We start from the raw sequence: 18,274 nt of genomic DNA on the forward strand, positions 1-18,274 counted from the left end.
CAAGTGCTCTAAGAGCGTTCAATCTGCTTCTTTAGACGCTTTACATCTTGAAGAGAAATCCCAAACTCAGAAGCAAGCTCCATCGAATTATTGTTTTGCTCTTTTGAAATAAAATCATGAAAATTTACGTTAAACAGTTGATTTGCACCATTTGTAACAGAATGCCCTTTTTCATTCATGCGCATACGTATATCCCTCACATTCAATATGGATGTTTTACTTTTTATTGTTCCATATTGATTAAAGAGTTATACATAAACGAAAAAGCTATTGACTCAAAATAAACATTAGTATTGGATTTATAACAATGAGCTAGTCCACTTGCTAGCATATGATGCTTCCAATTCTTCTATAGGAAGTAAAGCATACATTAAACTACTTCTACACTTCTACACTCTGATTCAATATACGAACCAACGCCTCTGGATTAGTTTCCATTACCCAATGCCCACCAACTTCAATAGAAAAAACTTCCCATTTTCTTTCCCTTGCTTTTTTTGCTGATTCTAAAAAGATAGGCGTCATTGGCCAATGTTCTGGATTATCCTTTACTTCTACGTATATATGCGGTATAAGTTGTGCTTTAGAGTTTTTTATTTCAACCGATTGTGTAAAAGCCAACAATGACATCGCTGATTTTTTTTCATCTGTTGTATTTCTAGGAAGAACACGCCATCCTTCCCCGTGTACTTTTACTTCTTCTATAAAATGTGCGGCCATTTCCGGTCCAGAAATATCCATAACAGAATCACCATTTTCCGGAAGCATTGCATCCACATATACTAGCTCTTTAATAAACTCAGGAATCTCTTCTGCTACACCTGTAATTACCATACCAGAATAACTATGCCCTACTAAAATTACATCTCTTAGACCCTCATATTTAATAGTATTAACAATGTCTTGAATAAATGTTTTCAGCCCTATATTAGGTTGCATAAGATGTGTTCGTTCCCCAAGTCCAGTTAATGTAGGAGTATATACACTATGACCCTCTTCCCTTAAAAGTTTAGCTAGTTTTTTCCAAACATAACCGCCATCCCATGCTCCATGAACGAGTACAAATGTTTCCATAAGATTTCCCTCCCATAATCCCCCGATTATATCGTTTATTTTCTTAACTATCATAACAATAACTAGCAAAATATACCATTAAAAACCACAAAAGAAGAGAGGGGCTCATCCCCTCTCTTCTTCAGCAGCACTATTTACTTTCTACAATTAAGGTCACCGGACCATCATTGATTAAAGAAACATCCATCATTGCCCCGAACTTCCCTGTTTCTACATGCAATCCTTGCTTACGTACTTCTTCATTAAAGAAATCATATAAACGCTCTGCATAGTCAGGTTTGGCAGCATCCATAAAGTTTGGACGTCTTCCCTTGCGGCAATCTCCGTATAATGTGAATTGCGAAATGGATAGAACTTGTCCTTCTACATCGAGTACAGAATGGTTCATCTTTCCGCTCTCATCTTCAAAAATACGTAAGTTCGCAATTTTTTCTGCGATGTAAGTTGCATCTTTTTCTGTATCTTCATGCGTAATGCCAACTAGTAATGTTAAACCGAACGGAATTTGTCCTACGATCTCACCGTCTACTGTGACAGACGCTTCCTTTGATCGTTGTAAAACAACTCTCATCTTTTCTACACTCCCTATTAATGCATCATGCGTCGTACTGCATAAATTTCTGGAACACGTTTAATGCGTTCTACTACTTTTTTCAAGTGCTGTAAGTTACGAATAGAGATTGACATATTAATTGTCGCCATCTTATTACGGTCACTTCTACCAGAAACTGCCGAAATGTACGTTTTCGTCTCTGTAACAGCTTGTAATACTTCGTTTAATAAACCACGACGATCGTAACCTGAAATTTCAATATCAACGTTATACTCAATTTCTTTTTCAGGGCTACCTTCCCACTCTACTTCTAATAAACGTTCTATAGCTTCTTCTGTATGAACATTTACACAGTCACGGCGGTGAATCGATACGCCTCGGCCTTTCGTAATATACCCAACGATATCATCACCAGGTACTGGGTTACAGCATTTTGATAAACGGATTAATAAATTATCTGCACCACTTACTTTAACGCCAGAATCCCATTTTCGAATTTTCATCGGTTTACGAACTTCTTTAACTTCAACAATCTCTTCTTCTTCACGTTGCTTACGGAACTTGTCCGTTAGTCGCGTAACAATTTGCGATGCAGTGATACCATTATATCCAACTGCCGCAAACATATCTTCTTCATTTGCAAAGTTGAATTTTTCAGCAACTCGTTTTAAATTGTCAGGAGCTAATACTTCTTTCATCTCATACTCTAGGCTACGCACTTCTTTCTCAACAAGTTCACGGCCTTTTTCAATATTTTCATCTCTACGTTGTTTCTTAAAGAACTGACGTATTTTGTTTTTTGCATGAGATGTTTGAGCAAGTTTCACCCAATCTTGACTTGGTCCATACGAATGTTTCGATGTTAAAATCTCAATGATGTCACCTGTTTTTAATTTATAATCAAGCGTCACCATTTTCCCGTTTACTTTTGCACCAATTGTTTTATTTCCAATTTCTGAATGCACACGATATGCAAAGTCAATTGGAACAGATCCAAGTGGTAATTCCATTACATCGCCTTTCGGTGTAAAGACGAATACCATGTCAGAGAATAAATCAATTTTTAATGACTCCATAAACTCTTCTGCATTAGAAGCTTCATTTTGCCATTCTAATATTTGACGGAACCATGTAAGTTTCTTCTCTAATGTACCTGCTGTTTCTGCTGTTTTTCCTTCTTTATACGCCCAGTGTGCCGCGATCCCGAATTCTGCGATCTCATGCATTTCTTTCGTACGAATTTGCACTTCAAGCGGATCACCTTTCGGCCCAATTACAGTCGTATGAAGAGATTGATATAGGTTTGCTTTCGGCATTGCAATATAATCTTTAAAACGACCTGGCATCGGCTTCCAGCACGTATGAATAATTCCAAGTACTGCATAACAATCTTTAATACTATTTACAACGACACGTACAGCTAATAAATCGTAAATTTCATTGAACTGTTTATTTTGCAGTGCCATTTTACGATAAATGCTGTAAATATGTTTTGGTCTTCCAGAAATTTCAGGTTGAATTGCAACTTCATCTAATTTCTCACGAATACCAGTCATTACTTCCTCTAAATACTCTTCACGTTCTGCACGTTTACGCTTCATTAAATTTACAATACGATAATATTGCTGTGGATTTAAGTAGCGAAGTGAAGTATCCTCTAGCTCCCATTTAATAGTACTAATTCCGAGTCTATGTGCTAAAGGTGCAAAGATTTCTAACGTTTCATTCGCAATGCGACGCTGCTTCTCTTGAGGCAAATGTTTCAATGTACGCATGTTATGAAGACGATCGGCTAGTTTAATTAAAATAACTCGAATATCTTGAGCCATTGCAATAAACATTTTGCGATGGTTTTCTGCTTGTTGTTGCTCATGAGATTTATATTTAATCTTTCCAAGCTTTGTCACACCATCAACAAGCATAGCAATTTCTTTATTAAATTCCCGTTCAATATCTTCTAATGTAATCTCTGTATCTTCTACTACATCATGTAAGAAACCTGCTGATACTGTAGCTGGATCCATGTGTAAATCAACTAAAATACCTGCAACTTGAATTGGATGAATAATGTATGGTTCACCCGATTTTCTGTATTGTTCGCTATGCGCATCGCGTGCATATTCATAGGCACGTGCTACTAGCTCAATATCTTCATCCACTAAATATTGACTTGCTTTCTCGAGTACCTGTTCAGCTGTTAGTACCTGCTCATTTGCCATCGAATCACCTTTTATTGAAAATTGACTTTATCTTTATTAAATAGAATAAATTATATTCTATCATTATAACCCAATGATTGTGAATTGTGAAAAGGAAAAGATTTTACTGACATTTCACTATAATTTTTTGTTCAATTATACAAAAGTACCCGCTCCTCTCCAAGAGATTCACGGGTACTTTTTATCACCGTAGTTTTACCTATATAGTGATTAGTATTTTTCTAATACTAATACATCGTAACCATCTAACATTTTACGACCATCTAAGTAAGTAAGTTCTACTAAGAATGCAATTCCTGCTACAACTCCGCCTAGCTCTTCAACTAACTTAATTGTCGCTTCAATTGTTCCACCTGTAGCTAATAAGTCATCTGTAATTAATACGCGTTGACCTGGTTTAATTGCATCTTTATGGATTGTTAAAACATCTTTACCATATTCTTTACCGTAGTCAACTGTAATTACTTCACGTGGTAATTTTCCTAATTTACGAACTGGCGCAAATCCTACTTCTAATGCATAAGAAACTGGGCAACCGATAATGAAACCACGCGCTTCTGGTCCTACTACAAGATCAATGTTTCTTTCTTTTGCATACTCAACGATTGCATCTGTTGCTGCTTTGTATGCTTTACCGTCGTTCATTAACGGTGTAATGTCTTTAAACACGATACCTTCTTTCGGATAATCCGGTACAATTGCGATATGTTGCTTGAAATCCATATTTCTGAATCCTCCTCAGATCTAAAAGGTTTGTAAATACAAATCCTTTACCCTAACTGTTGTACTTCTTTATGATTACGAATCGTTTCAAACCATGTATATAGTTGCTGATATGTGCTATAAACCAATTCTTTTTCTAATTGTAAGTGGTTCATTTTCTCACGATATGTGTTCGATTCAATTAAATCACGCTTTTGTTTTTTGTCTGCCATAAAAATGACGCCATCTTTTATTGTAACAAATTCTAACTCAAAAAACACCTGTGTCATGAAATTTACTGTATCTTTTGACCAACCTTTATGTTGACATAGTTGTTCTCCATATTGTCTTAAAGAAAATGGTGATTTTTGGCTCAAGAATGAATAGTACCATTTAAAGTGATCCCTCGTTGGAACAGTGCTAAATAAATGATTATTCTCTTGATAAAATAGCGTATAGATTCGCGATGGGAACCCAACTTTAAATAGATCTCGTAATTCATCTGTTCCTTTTGGTAAATCAAGTAATACGATGTATTGCTCATCTAACTCGGTTACTTCTGATGCATGCATCATATGCTCTTTATAGTCTTCTAAAGAAAATTTATTCAATACCTCTTTAGAAAAATACAACATCGTGATTTTTTCTTTCGGAAGTTCTGCTAAATTTGCTTCTACGTTACGCATACTACGCCAATCAAATAATTGCCATGCCTCTACAGCAATATCTTGCACCATTAATTGCGGCTTCTTAAAATTATTCCATTCATTAATAGACGCTTCCCCAATTACAGAGACTTTTGCAACTGGAGAAATTTCTTTCGCGTACGCACCAAAACCGAATCCAATTGTATCCAATGTTGCTTGTCCATCACGAAGAGACATCTTTAAATGAGAACCATCTGATCCGATTGCACGAATACTTTCTAACTCCGCATCTTTCACTGCAATACGTGGCTTCGGATTTCCAACACCAAATGGCGCTAACTTTTGCATATCTTCAATTGCTGCAAGTGTTACGTCCTCCACTTTGCAAAAAGCATCGACAGCTGTAATTGGAATAAAATCTTCTTCTGTTAAAATTGTATCTGCTTGTTCATTTAAACGGCGGCGTAATTCATCTACATCATTCATATGTAGCGTCATTCCCGCTGCCATCGGATGTCCTCCGAAGTGCGGCAATAACTCTCTACAATCTGACAAGTTTGCAAACAAATCAAATCCTGCAATACTACGCGCTGAACCTTTTGCAGTTTCTTTTACAGGGTCAATGCATAATACAATCGTTGGACGATAAAAACGTTCAACTAATTTAGAAGCGACAATTCCAATTACACCTGGATTCCATCCTTCTTTTGCAAGCACTAATACTTTATTGTCTTCAGGAGGGAAATTCGTTTCCACTTCAGCGATAGCTTCTTCTGTAATTTGCTTTACAATATCTTTTCGCAGTTTGTTCAGCTCATCAATTTCTTCAGCCAGCTCTTTCGCTTCTTCGGGATCCTCTGATAATAAAAGATGTACAGCCGGCGTAGCATCTTCTAAACGTCCAACTGCATTAATACGAGGTGCGATTGAGAAGCCAATGCTCTCTTCTGTAATTTCACTTTGCGAAACGTTAGCAACTTTAAATAGCGCCTTTAGTCCGATATTTTTCGTCATGCGCATATGTTTTAAACCGCGCTTCACTAGCAATCTATTCTCACCGTGAAGTGATACTAAATCGGCTACCGTACCAATTACTGCAATTTCTAATAAATGTTCTGGTACACGGCCCAGTAGTGCATGTGCAACTTTAAACGCAACACCAACGCCCGCTAAATAGTGAAACGGATACACACCGCCATCTAATTTCGGGTGAATAATCGCAAGTGCTTCTGGCAATTCTGGTGGTGGCTCATGGTGATCTGTAATAATTAGATCTATCCCAAGTTCCTTCGCTACCTTCGCTTCATGTACAGCTGCGATACCAGTATCGACAGTAATAATGAGTGAAAATCCTGCGCTATGCGCCCAACGAAATGCTTCTTCATTCGGTCCATAACCTTCTGTAAAACGGTTTGGGATATAAAATTCTACGTCTGCACCTAATTCTTGTAAGGCAATATATAAAACAGTTGTACTACTTACTCCGTCCGCATCGTAGTCACCAAATATTAATATTTGCTCTCCATTTTGAATCGCCTTATTTACACGTTCTACCGTTCTATCCATTCCTTCTAATAAAAATGGATCATGAAATTCTTGATTTTCTGTATTTAAAAAATCTAAAATCTTATCTTCTGTATCTAGTCCTCTACCGAGGAATAACGAAACGACAAGTGGTGATAATTGTAATTTACTTGCTAATTCACTCACTCGCTCGCTATTATATTCTTTTTCTTTCCAACGCGTCTTCGGTTGTAACACGAAATCACCCCTTAACCTGTTCATTATACAAGACAGATTAAGGGGTGACAATATCATGCAAACTACGATGTAATATCTGTATACTAAAATGTTACTAATGTTTAATTTGGAGAATACGGATTTATATGTACAAATACATTTTGTACGTTATCTTGCAGCATAAGCGTTTCTTTCACATGCTTTCCAATGCGATGCCCTTCTTCTACAGTAATATATGGATCTACAGAAACTTTAATATCTACAATAACGTAATGACCATGCTCCCTCGCATATAACGAACCGATTTTTTTCACACCATCTATTTGAAGTACTGCTTCTCTAAGCGGAACAACATCTTCCTCATGAAGAACATGATCAAGCGTTGCATGAATTGCTTCTGCCCCAATACTCCATGCCATTTTTGCAACAAGAAGTGAAACAAATAATCCTGCAATTGGATCGGCATATACAAGCCAATCTAACCCGAACTTACCACCAATAATCGCTGCACAAATACCGATTAAAGCTGCAATTGAAGAAAACACATCTGAACGGTGCTCATATGCATTTGCAATAATTGCATCACTATTTACCCTTTTCCCTAATCGGAATTTATATTGAAACATTCCCTCTTTCACGATAATTGAAAGAACGACAGCAAAAATTGTAATCCCTTTCGGTGGTTCTAGTTCCTGCGAAAAAGCTTTTATGGACGAAATCGCTATCTCGATTCCCACAATAAATAATAATACTGCAACAATAATCGCTGAAATCGATTCCGCTTTACCATGACCATACGGATGATCTTCATCGGGCGGCTGCTTTGCTGCTCGTAACCCAAACAGTACAGCTAGCGAACCAATTACATCTGATGCAGAATGCACCGCATCTGCTAATAGCGCTTTACTGTTCCCAATATAACCAATTACCGCCTTTATAATCGCTAATATAATATTACCAACGATCCCGACAATAGCACCAAACTCGGCCTGTTTAAAACGTTCATCTTTTTCCATCATTAAAATCCCTTCTTTTCTTAACCTATCTTTTTATTGTAACAAAAACAGCGATAACATCACCACTTTCTTCCATTTCATCATTTCAAAGTAACTATCTTATTGTATCCACAAACGAAAAAAGAGATGCCTCATAAAGAGACATCATCTTTTCTATACTTGCGGTTCAGATTCTACTTTCTCAACCTTTTTCTTGTTTTTGCCCTTTTTCAAACGACGGTTTTCAAGCATTAACCAAATTTGAGAAGCAACGAAAACAGAAGAATACGTACCTACAACTAATCCAACTAGTAACGCAAACGAGAAGTTACGTAGTGACTCACTACCGAAGATAAGCAGTGCAATTACTGGGAATAACACTGTTAATACGGTGTTAATCGAACGACCAAGCGTTTGGCGAATACTTGCATTTACGATTTCTTCTAAGTCTTTTATATCGCGAACTCGTTTTTTCTGTTTGTATAATTCACGGTTTCTATCAAATGTAACGATTGAATCATTAATAGAATAACCGATGATTGTTAATACCGCAGCGATAAACGTTAAGTCTACCTCTAATTGGAAAATACTAAATATAACAATCATAACGAACGCATCATGTAATAATGCAAGTACTGCAGATAATGCGTACGTAAATCGGAATCGAATACTTACGTATAAAATGATAACCGCAGAAGCGATTAATACTGCGATAAATGCATTTCGTGCAATTTCTTTCCCGATTGTTGGTGAAACTGTACTTACGTTTGGATCTGTACCATATTTATCGTGGAAGAATGTTTTTGTTTTCGCAATTTCATCTTTTGATAGAACACCTAATGTACGAACTGCGAATCCTTTATTGTCATCTCCAGTCGGTACAATATTTTCTTCCTTCACATCAATGTTCAACTCTTTAAAATCTTTATGAACATCAGACACAGTAACTGCTTGTTTTGATTGCAAGTCGATACGTGTACCACTCGCAAAGTCAATACCAAGATTCAATTTGAAAATTGGCAAGATAATTGCACCTGCAATTACAACTACAATCGAGAAGATAAGGAATTTATGACCGACATTTACGAAATTAATACGATCAAATTTCGTTGGTGGATGTACTACACCTTTTGTTAATGGAATAATATCCTTTTGCTTCACACCAAAGTATCCTGGTTTTTTATCGAAGTAACGGCTCTTTACTAGTAAACTTAGTAAGAAACGAGTACCGAATACGTTCGTAATAAAACCGACTAAAATACTTACGATTAAACTTGTTGCGAACCCTTTTACAGAGCTATTACCATAAACGAATAATACACCAGCTGCTGCAAGTGTTGTAATGTTCGCATCTAAAATGGTTGCTAATGAACGATGGTTACCAGCACGGAATGCCGACATCATTGACTTACCAATTTTCAGCTCTTCTTTCAGTCTCTCGTACGTAATAATATTCGCATCAACCGCGATACCTACCCCGAGCACTAACGCCGCAATACCTGGCAACGTAAGAACTGCATGCATCCAGTTAAAGACAAGTAATGTAACGAAAATGTATAAACCTAACATAATAACCGCTACAAGTCCTGGTAAACGGTAGAATACAAGCATAAATAAGAAAATAAGAGCGATACCAATCGCACTAGCGAAAATTGTTTGCTCTAACGCTTGTTGACCAAACTTCGCTCCAACAGATGTTGAATACATTTCTTTTAAATCAACAGGAAGTGCACCTGCATTTAATAAAGATGAAAGTTGTTTCGCGCTTTCAACTGTAAAGTTTCCACCTACGATAGATACTTCAGCTTGGTTAAACACTTGGTTTACTGTTGCTGCTGATAAGAACTTCGGATTCGGTTTTGCAGATTCTGCTTTGTACGAATCTTTTCCTTCTTCAAAATCAAGCCAAATTACCATTAAATTCGTTGGTGGTGGCATTTTTGAAATTTTCTCAGTTACTTCACGGAATTTTTCAGCGCTTTTTAGTGTAAGACCTACACTCGCACGGCCTTGCTCATCAAATGTTTGCTTCGCTCCGCCACCTTTTAAATCCGTTCCATCCATAAGAAGATTGTCATCTACATCACGGAATGTTAATTTCGCTTGTGTTGATAACATTTCACGTGCTTTTTGCTGATCTTGTACACCAGCAAGCTGTACACGAATTCGGTCCTGCCCTTCGATTTGAATGTTCGGCTCACTTACACCGAGAACATTGACACGATTTTCAAGAGCACCTACTGTACTTACAAGTACATCTCGATCGATTTTATCACCTTTTTTGGCTGGTTTTACTTCATACAGAATTTCAAAACCACCGCGAAGGTCTAGTCCTAGACTAATTCCTTTTGCTATGTCTTTTCCTGCCGCACCAATTACTCCACCGATTAATAAAACGATGAGGAAAAAGGCGGCCATTCTCGTACCACGCTTTGCCATATGTACCCTCTTTCCGCTACTAACACTTCAAATAAATCTTTTACGATTCACCTTCACACGTGTGCATACGCCTAGTTAGTAGACTTCCTTTCTATAATTTTGCTAGTTCCTCACCAGCTGTGTCAGTAAGTTTTTCACATTACCTACACTTTCATTATTTGTTTTCTCTCTTCACTACCTCCTTTATATATGATCTTAGACATAATTATTTTCTCATTATCAATACCTATCATTATACTGCAAAAGGAAGAACAAACCAATTGCAGTCGGTTATTTATTTTCATATTCATCAAATGACCAAAGCGGGGCTTGATATGCTTCAACAGTTAAATACGTCATATATTCATTAGCTGTTACTGTTAATACGTCATTAACTAATTCATACAATCTAACGTCACCGTCTATCTTCTTCCACTTTTTCACTTTAAGAAACTTCCAAATGTCATCATCTGTTACTCGGTCGTAGCCGAACATTTGGAACTCTTCTACTTTACTTTCTAAAACGACTTGTAACTGTCCGCGGTATGATTCTACCAAAGCCTCTCTATCTAACATATATAACATCTCCTTCTTATTTCAGCACGAAAAGTCGCTTTTAATCCCGCTCTAATGGACAGCAATAACTACTTTCAAGAGTACTCTCTTAAATGCTTGTCATTCTTGTCTCGTACGTGCATATAAATTATTGTAAATCATTCCACTGATTTTGAGAAGGTAGGAGAAGACCATGACGAGACAAAGCTTTTTAAAAGGCGCATTTATTTTAATGATAGCCGGCTTTATTACCAAAATTCTAGGATTTATTAATCGTATTGTAATGGCACGTATTTTAGGAGAAGAAGGCGTTGGCCTTTATATGATGGCCGTCCCTACATTTATTCTAGCAATTACATTAACACAAATCGGTCTTCCTGTCGCAATCGCAAAATTTGTAGCAGAAGCAGAAGCTGTGAATGATAAACAAAAAGTTAAAAAAATATTAACAGTATCATTAGCTGTTACATCTGTTATTAGTATCATTTTAACAATTGGAATTATGCTCCTCACACCTATTTTAGCAAAAACATTATTAACTGATGAACGAACGTACTATCCATTAATGGCCATTTTGCCTGTCGTTCCTGTTATTGCTGTTTCTTCTGTTTTACGTGGCTATTTCCAAGGGAAACAAAATATGAAACCTAGCGCTTACGCCCAAGTGATAGAACAAATTGTCCGCATTACAATTATCGCTATATGTATTCAATTATTTTTACCTTACGGCGTAGAATATGCTGCAGCTGGTGCTATGTTATCAGCCGTTCTCGGTGAAGTGGCATCGTTATTATTTTTACTCACTTTATTCCAGCGTGAAAAACATTTATCTATACGCTCTGGATTTTTCACTACCGTAAAGGAAAGCAAGGGGACATTTTATTCTCTTATGGATATTGCACTTCCAACTACAGGAAGTCGTTTAATCGGTTCCGTTTCCTATTTTTTTGAACCTATCGTCGTTATGCAAAGCTTAGCGATTGCCGGCGTTGCTGCCTCCGTCGCAACTCAGCAATACGGTATATTAAACGGGTATGCATTCCCGCTTCTTTCACTACCAGCCTTTATTACATACGCTCTTTCGACAGCACTCGTTCCATCTATTAGCGAGGCAATGGCAAAAAGACAACATAAATTAGTAGAACACCGCTTACAACAAGCTCTTCGAATCTCACTCATTACTGGCGGGTGGTCAGTCGTTATATTATACGTATTTGCTTCTCCTGTTTTAACTCTTATGTATGGATCGGATAGTGCAACAGCGTTCATCCAGCTTCTTGCACCTTGCTTTTTATTTCATTATTTTCAAAGTCCACTTACCTCTGTCTTACAAGCTTTAAACTTAGCACGTGCGGCCATGATGAATACGTTTATTGGTGCAATCGTGAAATTAATTGTTATTTTCGTACTAGCCTCAAGGCCAGAGTTTCAAATGATGGGGGTTGCCCTTGCAATTGCAGCAAATATCGTAACAGTAACATTTCTTCATTATGCTACTGTTTTAAAGAAAATTACATTTACCATTTACGCAAAAGACTATATTTTTGGCGGACTTGCCATCGGTATCGCAGGCTCCTTCGGTTTTTACCTTCATAAGTATATAGTTTTCTCTCATTCACTTGGCGTACAAACATTATGGGAAATCACTTTAACAACACTCGTTTATATTGTGCTCCTCTTCATTTTCAAGCTCATTCGAAAAGAAGAGTTAAGTCGTCTCCCTATCATTCGAAAACTTTCATTTTTGAAGTAAATAGGCTTACTATTCCATATAGTAAGCCTCTAGTTTTCTTTCAAATCAACAAAAAATTTCCCATTTTGAAAACTACAGTATAAAATTTGTGTTACATCGTTATAGCCTAAGTTTTTTAATTTTTCAACAAGCCACTCGTCTGTATGTTCAATCATTTGCAAATGGCTAGATTGAATTTCTCCATCGATAATAAGGGGAAGAGTAAACTGCAATGCGTCCTGCCCACCTTTTTGTTTTTGAAAGACAGATAACTTCCCAGATGGTTCTAAAATAGCGTATTCTACATCCCTAATATCTCCGACTCCCTGCTCTCTTAATTGCATCATTAAATCATCTATATTATATCGCTGGTTTCTCATCTTTTTTTCATCAATTTTTCCAGCATTAATAATGATTGCTGGTTCGCCTTCTATTAAATGCCGAAATCGTTGAAACTTTAAAGAAATGACAGACAAAATGATCTGTATACACATAAGAAAGACCATCGGGACTAATTGATGCCAAAGTGATTTATCCGTATTTTCAATTGCGACTACAGCCATTTCACCAAGCATAATGAATACGACTAAATCTAATACACTTAATTCTCCTATTTCACGTTTACCCATAAGACGAAAGATAATTAAGATGATAATATACAGCAGCATCGTCCGGCCAATTACTGATAGCCATTCCATTTCTACATCTCCTTTTTACATATAGACTCCCCTATAAAAAAGAAAATAGTCTAACTTAGGCAAAAGGAAAATATGCTTGTATTAAAAAGGGGGAATGTATAAATGGGTGGAACGAAAAAATTATCAACTGCAATCGGCTTCGGTATCGTTATCCTATTAATTCTCGCAACAGTTACTAGCATGATTATGGCTCTTTTATTAAAATTTACAGATATGAATGAAGGAACATTAGCTGTTACTATTTTTATACTAGCACTTTTATCTATGCTTATATCCGGGTTTACTGCCGGCAAAAAAGCACAAGGGAAAGGTTGGCTAGTAGGCTTCACAACAGGACTTACATTCACTATACTTGTTTTTCTAGTTAACTATTTAGGCTTCTCTCAAACTTTATCGAACTCGCAGTTACTTTACCAATTAGCATTAATGGGCGCGAGTACACTTGGTGGCATTTTCGGTGTAAATATGTCCAAACAAAATAACTAAAAAAAGGCCCTGCACATTTCATGCAGGGCCTTCCTCATTAATTTTTCACAACTTCACGAATCGCATTACGATCGAAAGTTAAGTGTGAACCACCAGATTTAATAACGATTTTCGTCTCATCTACTGATTCAATTGTACCGTGTAAGCCACCGATTGTTACGATAGCATCACCTTTTTTTAACTCACTTTGCATTTGAGCAACTGCTTTTTGACGTTTTTGTTGCGGGCGAATTAATAAGAAATAGAAAATCGCAAACATCGCAACGATCATAACGATATTCATCATACCTGGATTCATCTTTTGTTCCTCCTTTTAAATTATGTATTAGAAGTTTTTAGCATTCGGTTTATTAAAGCCATACTGTTCAAAGAATTCTTCGCGGAAATCGCCAAGACGGTCTTCACGAATAGCTTGTCTCACCTGCTCCATTAAGTTTAACAGAAAATGAAGGTTGTGATAAGACGTTAAACGAATTCCGAACGTTTCATCACATTTCATTAAGTGACGAATGTACGCACGAGAGTAATTTTTACATGTATAGCAATCACAGTTTGGATCAAGCGGACCGAAATCTCTTGCGAATTTCGCATTTTTGACAACTAGACGGCCTTCACTTGTCATACATGTACCATTTCGAGCGATACGAGTTGGAAGTACGCAGTCAAACATATCAATGCCACGAATTGCACCATCGATTAACGAGTCAGGAGAACCTACTCCCATTAAGTAACGTGGCTTATTATCTGGAAGAAGTGGTGTTGTAAACTCAAGTACACGGTTCATAATATCTTTCGGCTCACCTACAGATAAACCACCTACCGCGTAACCAGGGAAGTCCATTGAAACAAGGTCTTTTGCACTTTGGCGACGAAGCTCTTCGAACTCCCCACCCTGTACAATACCGAATAAACCTTGATCTTGTGGACGTTCATGTGCTTTTAAGCAACGCTCTGCCCAGCGGCTTGTACGCTCTACAGATTTCTTCATATATTCAAAAGTAGCTGGGAATGGTGGACACTCATCAAATGCCATCATAATATCTGAACCTAATGCATTTTGAATTTCCATCGCTTTTTCTGGTGATAAGAATAATTTATCTCCATTTAAGTGGTTACGGAAATGAACGCCTTCCTCTTCAATGCGACGGAAGTCACTTAAACTGAATACTTGGAAACCACCAGAGTCCGTTAAGATTGCACGATCCCAGTTCATAAATTTATGCAAACCGCCTGCTTCACGAATGATTTCGTGACCTGGACGTAGCCATAAATGATACGTATTACTTAAAATAATGCCAGAATCCATTGCTTTTAATTCTTCTGGTGACATTGTCTTAACTGTTGCAAGCGTACCAACTGGCATAAATGTTGGTGTATCAAATGAACCGTGTGGCGTATGTACACGTCCTAAACGGGCACCTGTTTGTTTACAAGTTTTAATAAATTCATAACGAATTGCTGTCATAATTTACTCCTTTTATTTGTTTCCCATTTTAGCGTGAGAGGCAACGAACATTGCATCACCAAAGCTAAAGAAACGATATTTTTCTTTTACTGCTTCATTATAAGCATGAAGTACATTATCTCTGTTTGCAAATGCACTTACAAGCATAATTAATGTTGATTTCGGTAAATGGAAGTTTGTAATTAAACCATCAATTGCTTTAAATTCGTAACCTGGGTACATAAAAATGTCTGTCCAGCCAGAAGCAGCACAAAGCTTGCCGTCATGATCTGTCGCAATTGTTTCTAACGTACGAGTTGAAGTCGTACCTACCGTAATAATACGTCCACCATTCTCTCTTACACGGTTTAATAATGCCGCCGTCTCTTCAGACATATGGTAATATTCTGCGTGCATATGGTGCTCTTCAATCGTATCAGCAGAAACTGGTCTAAATGTTCCAAGCCCTACGTGAAGTGTAATAAATGCTAACTCAACGCCTTTTTGTTTTAACTTTTCCAGTAACTCTTCTGTAAAATGAAGTCCTGCAGTCGGCGCTGCTGCTGAACCGATTTCTTTCGCATATACTGTTTGATAGCGATCGCGATCTTCTAGCGTCTCTTTAATATATGGAGGAAGTGGCATTTCTCCAAGTTCATCTAAAATTTCATAGAAGATGCCGTCATATGAAAATTCAAGCTGACGTCCACCTTGATCTGCAGTTCCTGTGCAAGTTGCTTTTAATTTTCCTTCGCCAAAAGAGATAACAGTTCCTTCTTTTACACGTTTCGCTGGCTTAACAAGCGTCTCCCACTTATCGCCTTCTTCTTGTTTTAAAAGAAGTACTTCAATGTGTGCGCCTGTATCTTCTTTCACACCGTGCAAACGAGCTGGCATTACTTTCGTTTCATTTAAAACTAAGCAATCCCCCTCATGTAAGTAAGAAAGAATGTCCGTAAAATGTTTATGCTCAATATCCCCTGTTTCGCGGTCTAACACCATTAATCTTGATGTTTCACGCTCTTCTAATGGGACTTGTGCAATAAGTTCTTCTGGTAAATGAAAATCAAACAGATTAATATCCATAACTATATCCACCTATTTCTTATTTGAATCGATTTATTATATACATAATAAAAGATAATACAATACTTAACACAATACATGTAATGATAGGAAAATAAAAGGTAACGTTTCCTTTTTTCACAAAAATATCGCCTGGAAGCCTTCCAATGAACTTCCAAGCTAAGCCAACAACGATAAGTAAGATCCCTGCTATAATAAGCAATTTTGGCATCTCCGTCATACTTCTGGCATCTCCATTCCGAAATGCTCATATGCAAGTGGCGTTACAATTCGACCCCTTGGCGTTCGTTGTAAAAAGCCAATTTGTAATAAATACGGCTCATACACATCTTCAATCGTATGAGATTCTTCTCCAATCGTTGCCGAAACCGTTTCTAATCCAACTGGGCCACCGCGGAATTTCTCAATAATACCAAGCAATAATTTATGGTCAATATGATCTAGACCTAATTTATCTACTTGCAGTAGTTCTAACGCCATTTGTGTAATTTCCATCGTAACTGTTCCGTTACCACGAACTTGTGCGAAATCTCGTACACGTCGTAATAAACGATTCGCAATACGAGGTGTACCACGAGCGCGTCTTGCAATTTCTAGTGCAGCTAACGAATCAATTTCAACTTCAAATACTTCTCCTGTACGTTCCACAATCGCAGAAAGCTGATCTACTGTGTAATACTCTAATCTTGAAAGTACACCGAAACGGTCACGTAATGGCGCTGATAACGCACCTGCACGCGTCGTTGCTCCAACTAATGTAAATGGCGGTAAATCTAAACGTACAGACCTTGCTGACGGTCCTTTTCCAATGACAATATCAAGGCAAAAATCTTCCATCGCAGGATATAGTACTTCTTCAATTGATCTATGCAAACGATGAATTTCATCAATAAATAATACATCCCCTGGTTGAAGCGATGTTAATACAGCTGCTAAATCTCCTGGCCTTTCGATTGCTGGACCTGAAGTTGTTCTAACATTTACGCCCATTTCATTGGCAATAATATTTGCAAGCGTCGTTTTACCAAGTCCTGGTGGTCCATATAAAAGCACGTGATCTAACGTTTCTTCACGCATTTTCGCCGCTTCAATAAACACTTCTAAATTATGTTTCGCTTTATCTTGGCCAATATACTGACGGAGCGTCTGTGGCCGTAATGAATATTCTAAATCCGCATCTTCATATGCAGATTCCCCTGAAAGGAGACGTTCGTCCATTATACTCACCTCTTACCATTTAGTAAAAGACTAAGTGCCTTTTTAATATACTGATCCGTCGTTAATGATTCTTTTAATAACTCTGGTACAACGCGAGAAACTTCTCGTTCCGCGTATCCAAGTGCGCGCAGAGCTTCCAGCGCCTCATCAAGCTCAGCTGACGAACCTTTCTTCTCATCAAAACGTTCTTCGTCTGAGAATAAATCAACAAATGCATCTGGTACAACGTCTGCTAGTTTTCCTTTTAAATCTAAAATCATTTGGCGCGCTGTTTTCTTTCCTACGCCCGGGAACTTCACTAAAAACTTCTCGTCCTCATGTTCAATCGCTTGAACGACCTGTCCTGTTTGACCAGAAGCTAATATTGCAAGAGCGCCTTTTGGTCCAATACCAGACACACCTAACAACTTTGTAAATAATAAACGCTCTTCACGTGTTTTAAACCCGTAAAGCGCCATAATATCTTCTCTCACATAATGATATGTATAGACACGGATTTCTTGCTTACTTCTTTGAAATACATACGGATTCGGTGTGAAAATTTGATAACCAATTCCATTATGATCAATTACGACATATTCCGGTCCTACATACTCCACGTAACCTGTAACATATTCAAACAAAATACAATCTCTCCCTCTTAAATCATGTATTCCATTTTAACATATTTAATGATAGAAAAGCGAGACTGCCCCAACAAATGTTCT

18 protein-coding genes are annotated in these 18,274 nt (G+C 37.4%); 2 read left to right on the forward strand and 16 right to left on the reverse strand.

Going from position 1 to position 18,274, the window contains the following annotated elements:
* Positions 1-8: 8 nt before the first annotated feature.
* From MR070_RS03385 to MR070_RS03425, 9 genes are all read right to left on the reverse strand, one after another.
* Positions 9-185: a hypothetical protein gene (locus tag MR070_RS03385; RefSeq protein WP_001242603.1), complete on the reverse strand. Its 177-nt coding sequence runs from the start codon at positions 183-185 to the stop codon at positions 9-11.
* A gap of 196 nt (positions 186-381) precedes the next feature.
* A complete protein-coding gene (locus MR070_RS03390; protein ID WP_000447392.1) occupies positions 382-1,074 on the reverse strand; it encodes an alpha/beta fold hydrolase in 693 nt (230 codons plus the stop codon).
* A gap of 130 nt (positions 1,075-1,204) precedes the next feature.
* Positions 1,205-1,645: a D-tyrosyl-tRNA(Tyr) deacylase gene (locus MR070_RS03395; RefSeq protein ID WP_001266956.1), complete on the reverse strand. Its 441-nt coding sequence runs from the start codon at positions 1,643-1,645 to the stop codon at positions 1,205-1,207.
* A gap of 17 nt (positions 1,646-1,662) precedes the next feature.
* Positions 1,663-3,846, reverse strand: a complete 2,184-nt coding sequence (gene relA / locus MR070_RS03400; RefSeq protein WP_001262814.1) for a GTP diphosphokinase — start codon at positions 3,844-3,846, stop codon at positions 1,663-1,665.
* 210 nt (positions 3,847-4,056) lie between these two features.
* Positions 4,057-4,569, reverse strand: a complete 513-nt coding sequence (locus tag MR070_RS03405; RefSeq protein ID WP_000346219.1) for an adenine phosphoribosyltransferase — start codon at positions 4,567-4,569, stop codon at positions 4,057-4,059.
* Between the two features lie 47 nt (positions 4,570-4,616).
* Positions 4,617-6,956 (reverse strand): single-stranded-DNA-specific exonuclease RecJ, encoded by a 2,340-nt coding sequence (gene recJ, locus MR070_RS03410; protein ID WP_242260530.1) that lies wholly within the window; start codon positions 6,954-6,956, stop codon positions 4,617-4,619.
* 101 nt (positions 6,957-7,057) lie between these two features.
* Positions 7,058-7,951, reverse strand: coding sequence for a cation diffusion facilitator family transporter (locus MR070_RS03415; protein ID WP_014481757.1), 894 nt, complete (start codon positions 7,949-7,951; stop codon positions 7,058-7,060).
* Between the two features lie 153 nt (positions 7,952-8,104).
* The gene (gene secDF / locus MR070_RS03420) at positions 8,105-10,369 is read right to left on the reverse strand and encodes a protein translocase subunit SecDF (RefSeq protein WP_242260531.1); all 2,265 of its coding nucleotides are present in this window, start codon (positions 10,367-10,369) and stop codon (positions 8,105-8,107) included.
* Between the two features lie 270 nt (positions 10,370-10,639).
* Positions 10,640-10,924: a post-transcriptional regulator gene (locus tag MR070_RS03425; RefSeq protein ID WP_000886977.1), complete on the reverse strand. Its 285-nt coding sequence runs from the start codon at positions 10,922-10,924 to the stop codon at positions 10,640-10,642.
* Positions 10,925-11,096: 172 nt separating this feature from the next.
* Between MR070_RS03425 and spoVB the strand changes: the two genes are divergently transcribed.
* A complete protein-coding gene (spoVB, locus tag MR070_RS03430) occupies positions 11,097-12,656 on the forward strand; it encodes a stage V sporulation protein B (protein WP_000198282.1) in 1,560 nt (519 codons plus the stop codon).
* A gap of 29 nt (positions 12,657-12,685) precedes the next feature.
* On the opposite strand, the gene MR070_RS03435 is transcribed toward spoVB, so the two are convergent.
* On the reverse strand, positions 12,686-13,333 hold the full coding sequence (locus MR070_RS03435) for a DUF421 domain-containing protein (protein ID WP_044793745.1): 648 nt from the start codon (positions 13,331-13,333) through the stop codon (positions 12,686-12,688).
* 102 nt (positions 13,334-13,435) lie between these two features.
* Between MR070_RS03435 and MR070_RS03440 the strand changes: the two genes are divergently transcribed.
* On the forward strand, positions 13,436-13,819 hold the full coding sequence (locus MR070_RS03440) for a TIGR04086 family membrane protein (protein WP_000509530.1): 384 nt from the start codon (positions 13,436-13,438) through the stop codon (positions 13,817-13,819).
* Between the two features lie 37 nt (positions 13,820-13,856).
* On the opposite strand, the gene yajC is transcribed toward MR070_RS03440, so the two are convergent.
* From yajC to ruvA, 6 genes are read right to left on the reverse strand one after another with little or no spacing between them, the layout of a single operon-like run.
* The gene (gene yajC / locus MR070_RS03445; RefSeq protein WP_001068066.1) at positions 13,857-14,117 is read right to left on the reverse strand and encodes a preprotein translocase subunit YajC; all 261 of its coding nucleotides are present in this window, start codon (positions 14,115-14,117) and stop codon (positions 13,857-13,859) included.
* 27 nt (positions 14,118-14,144) lie between these two features.
* The gene (gene tgt / locus MR070_RS03450; RefSeq protein ID WP_000125362.1) at positions 14,145-15,284 is read right to left on the reverse strand and encodes a tRNA guanosine(34) transglycosylase Tgt; all 1,140 of its coding nucleotides are present in this window, start codon (positions 15,282-15,284) and stop codon (positions 14,145-14,147) included.
* Positions 15,285-15,296: 12 nt separating this feature from the next.
* Positions 15,297-16,349, reverse strand: a complete 1,053-nt coding sequence (gene queA, locus MR070_RS03455; RefSeq protein ID WP_000354031.1) for a tRNA preQ1(34) S-adenosylmethionine ribosyltransferase-isomerase QueA — start codon at positions 16,347-16,349, stop codon at positions 15,297-15,299.
* A 19-nt stretch (positions 16,350-16,368) separates the two neighbouring features.
* On the reverse strand, positions 16,369-16,569 hold the full coding sequence (locus tag MR070_RS03460) for a DUF2905 domain-containing protein (RefSeq protein WP_098903519.1): 201 nt from the start codon (positions 16,567-16,569) through the stop codon (positions 16,369-16,371).
* Positions 16,566-17,567, reverse strand: coding sequence for a Holliday junction branch migration DNA helicase RuvB (ruvB, locus tag MR070_RS03465; protein ID WP_000344458.1), 1,002 nt, complete (start codon positions 17,565-17,567; stop codon positions 16,566-16,568). The genes MR070_RS03460 and ruvB overlap by 4 nt, the downstream gene beginning before the upstream one ends.
* Positions 17,568-17,572: 5 nt before the next feature.
* Entirely contained in the window at positions 17,573-18,190 is a 618-nt protein-coding gene (ruvA, locus tag MR070_RS03470) for a Holliday junction DNA helicase RuvA (protein ID WP_000464508.1), read from the reverse strand.
* Between the last annotated feature and the right edge of the window lie 84 nt (positions 18,191-18,274).

The sequence above is a fragment of the Bacillus cereus group sp. BfR-BA-01453 genome (assembly GCF_022662915.1).
Taxonomy (GTDB): domain Bacteria; phylum Bacillota; class Bacilli; order Bacillales; family Bacillaceae_G; genus Bacillus_A; species Bacillus_A paranthracis.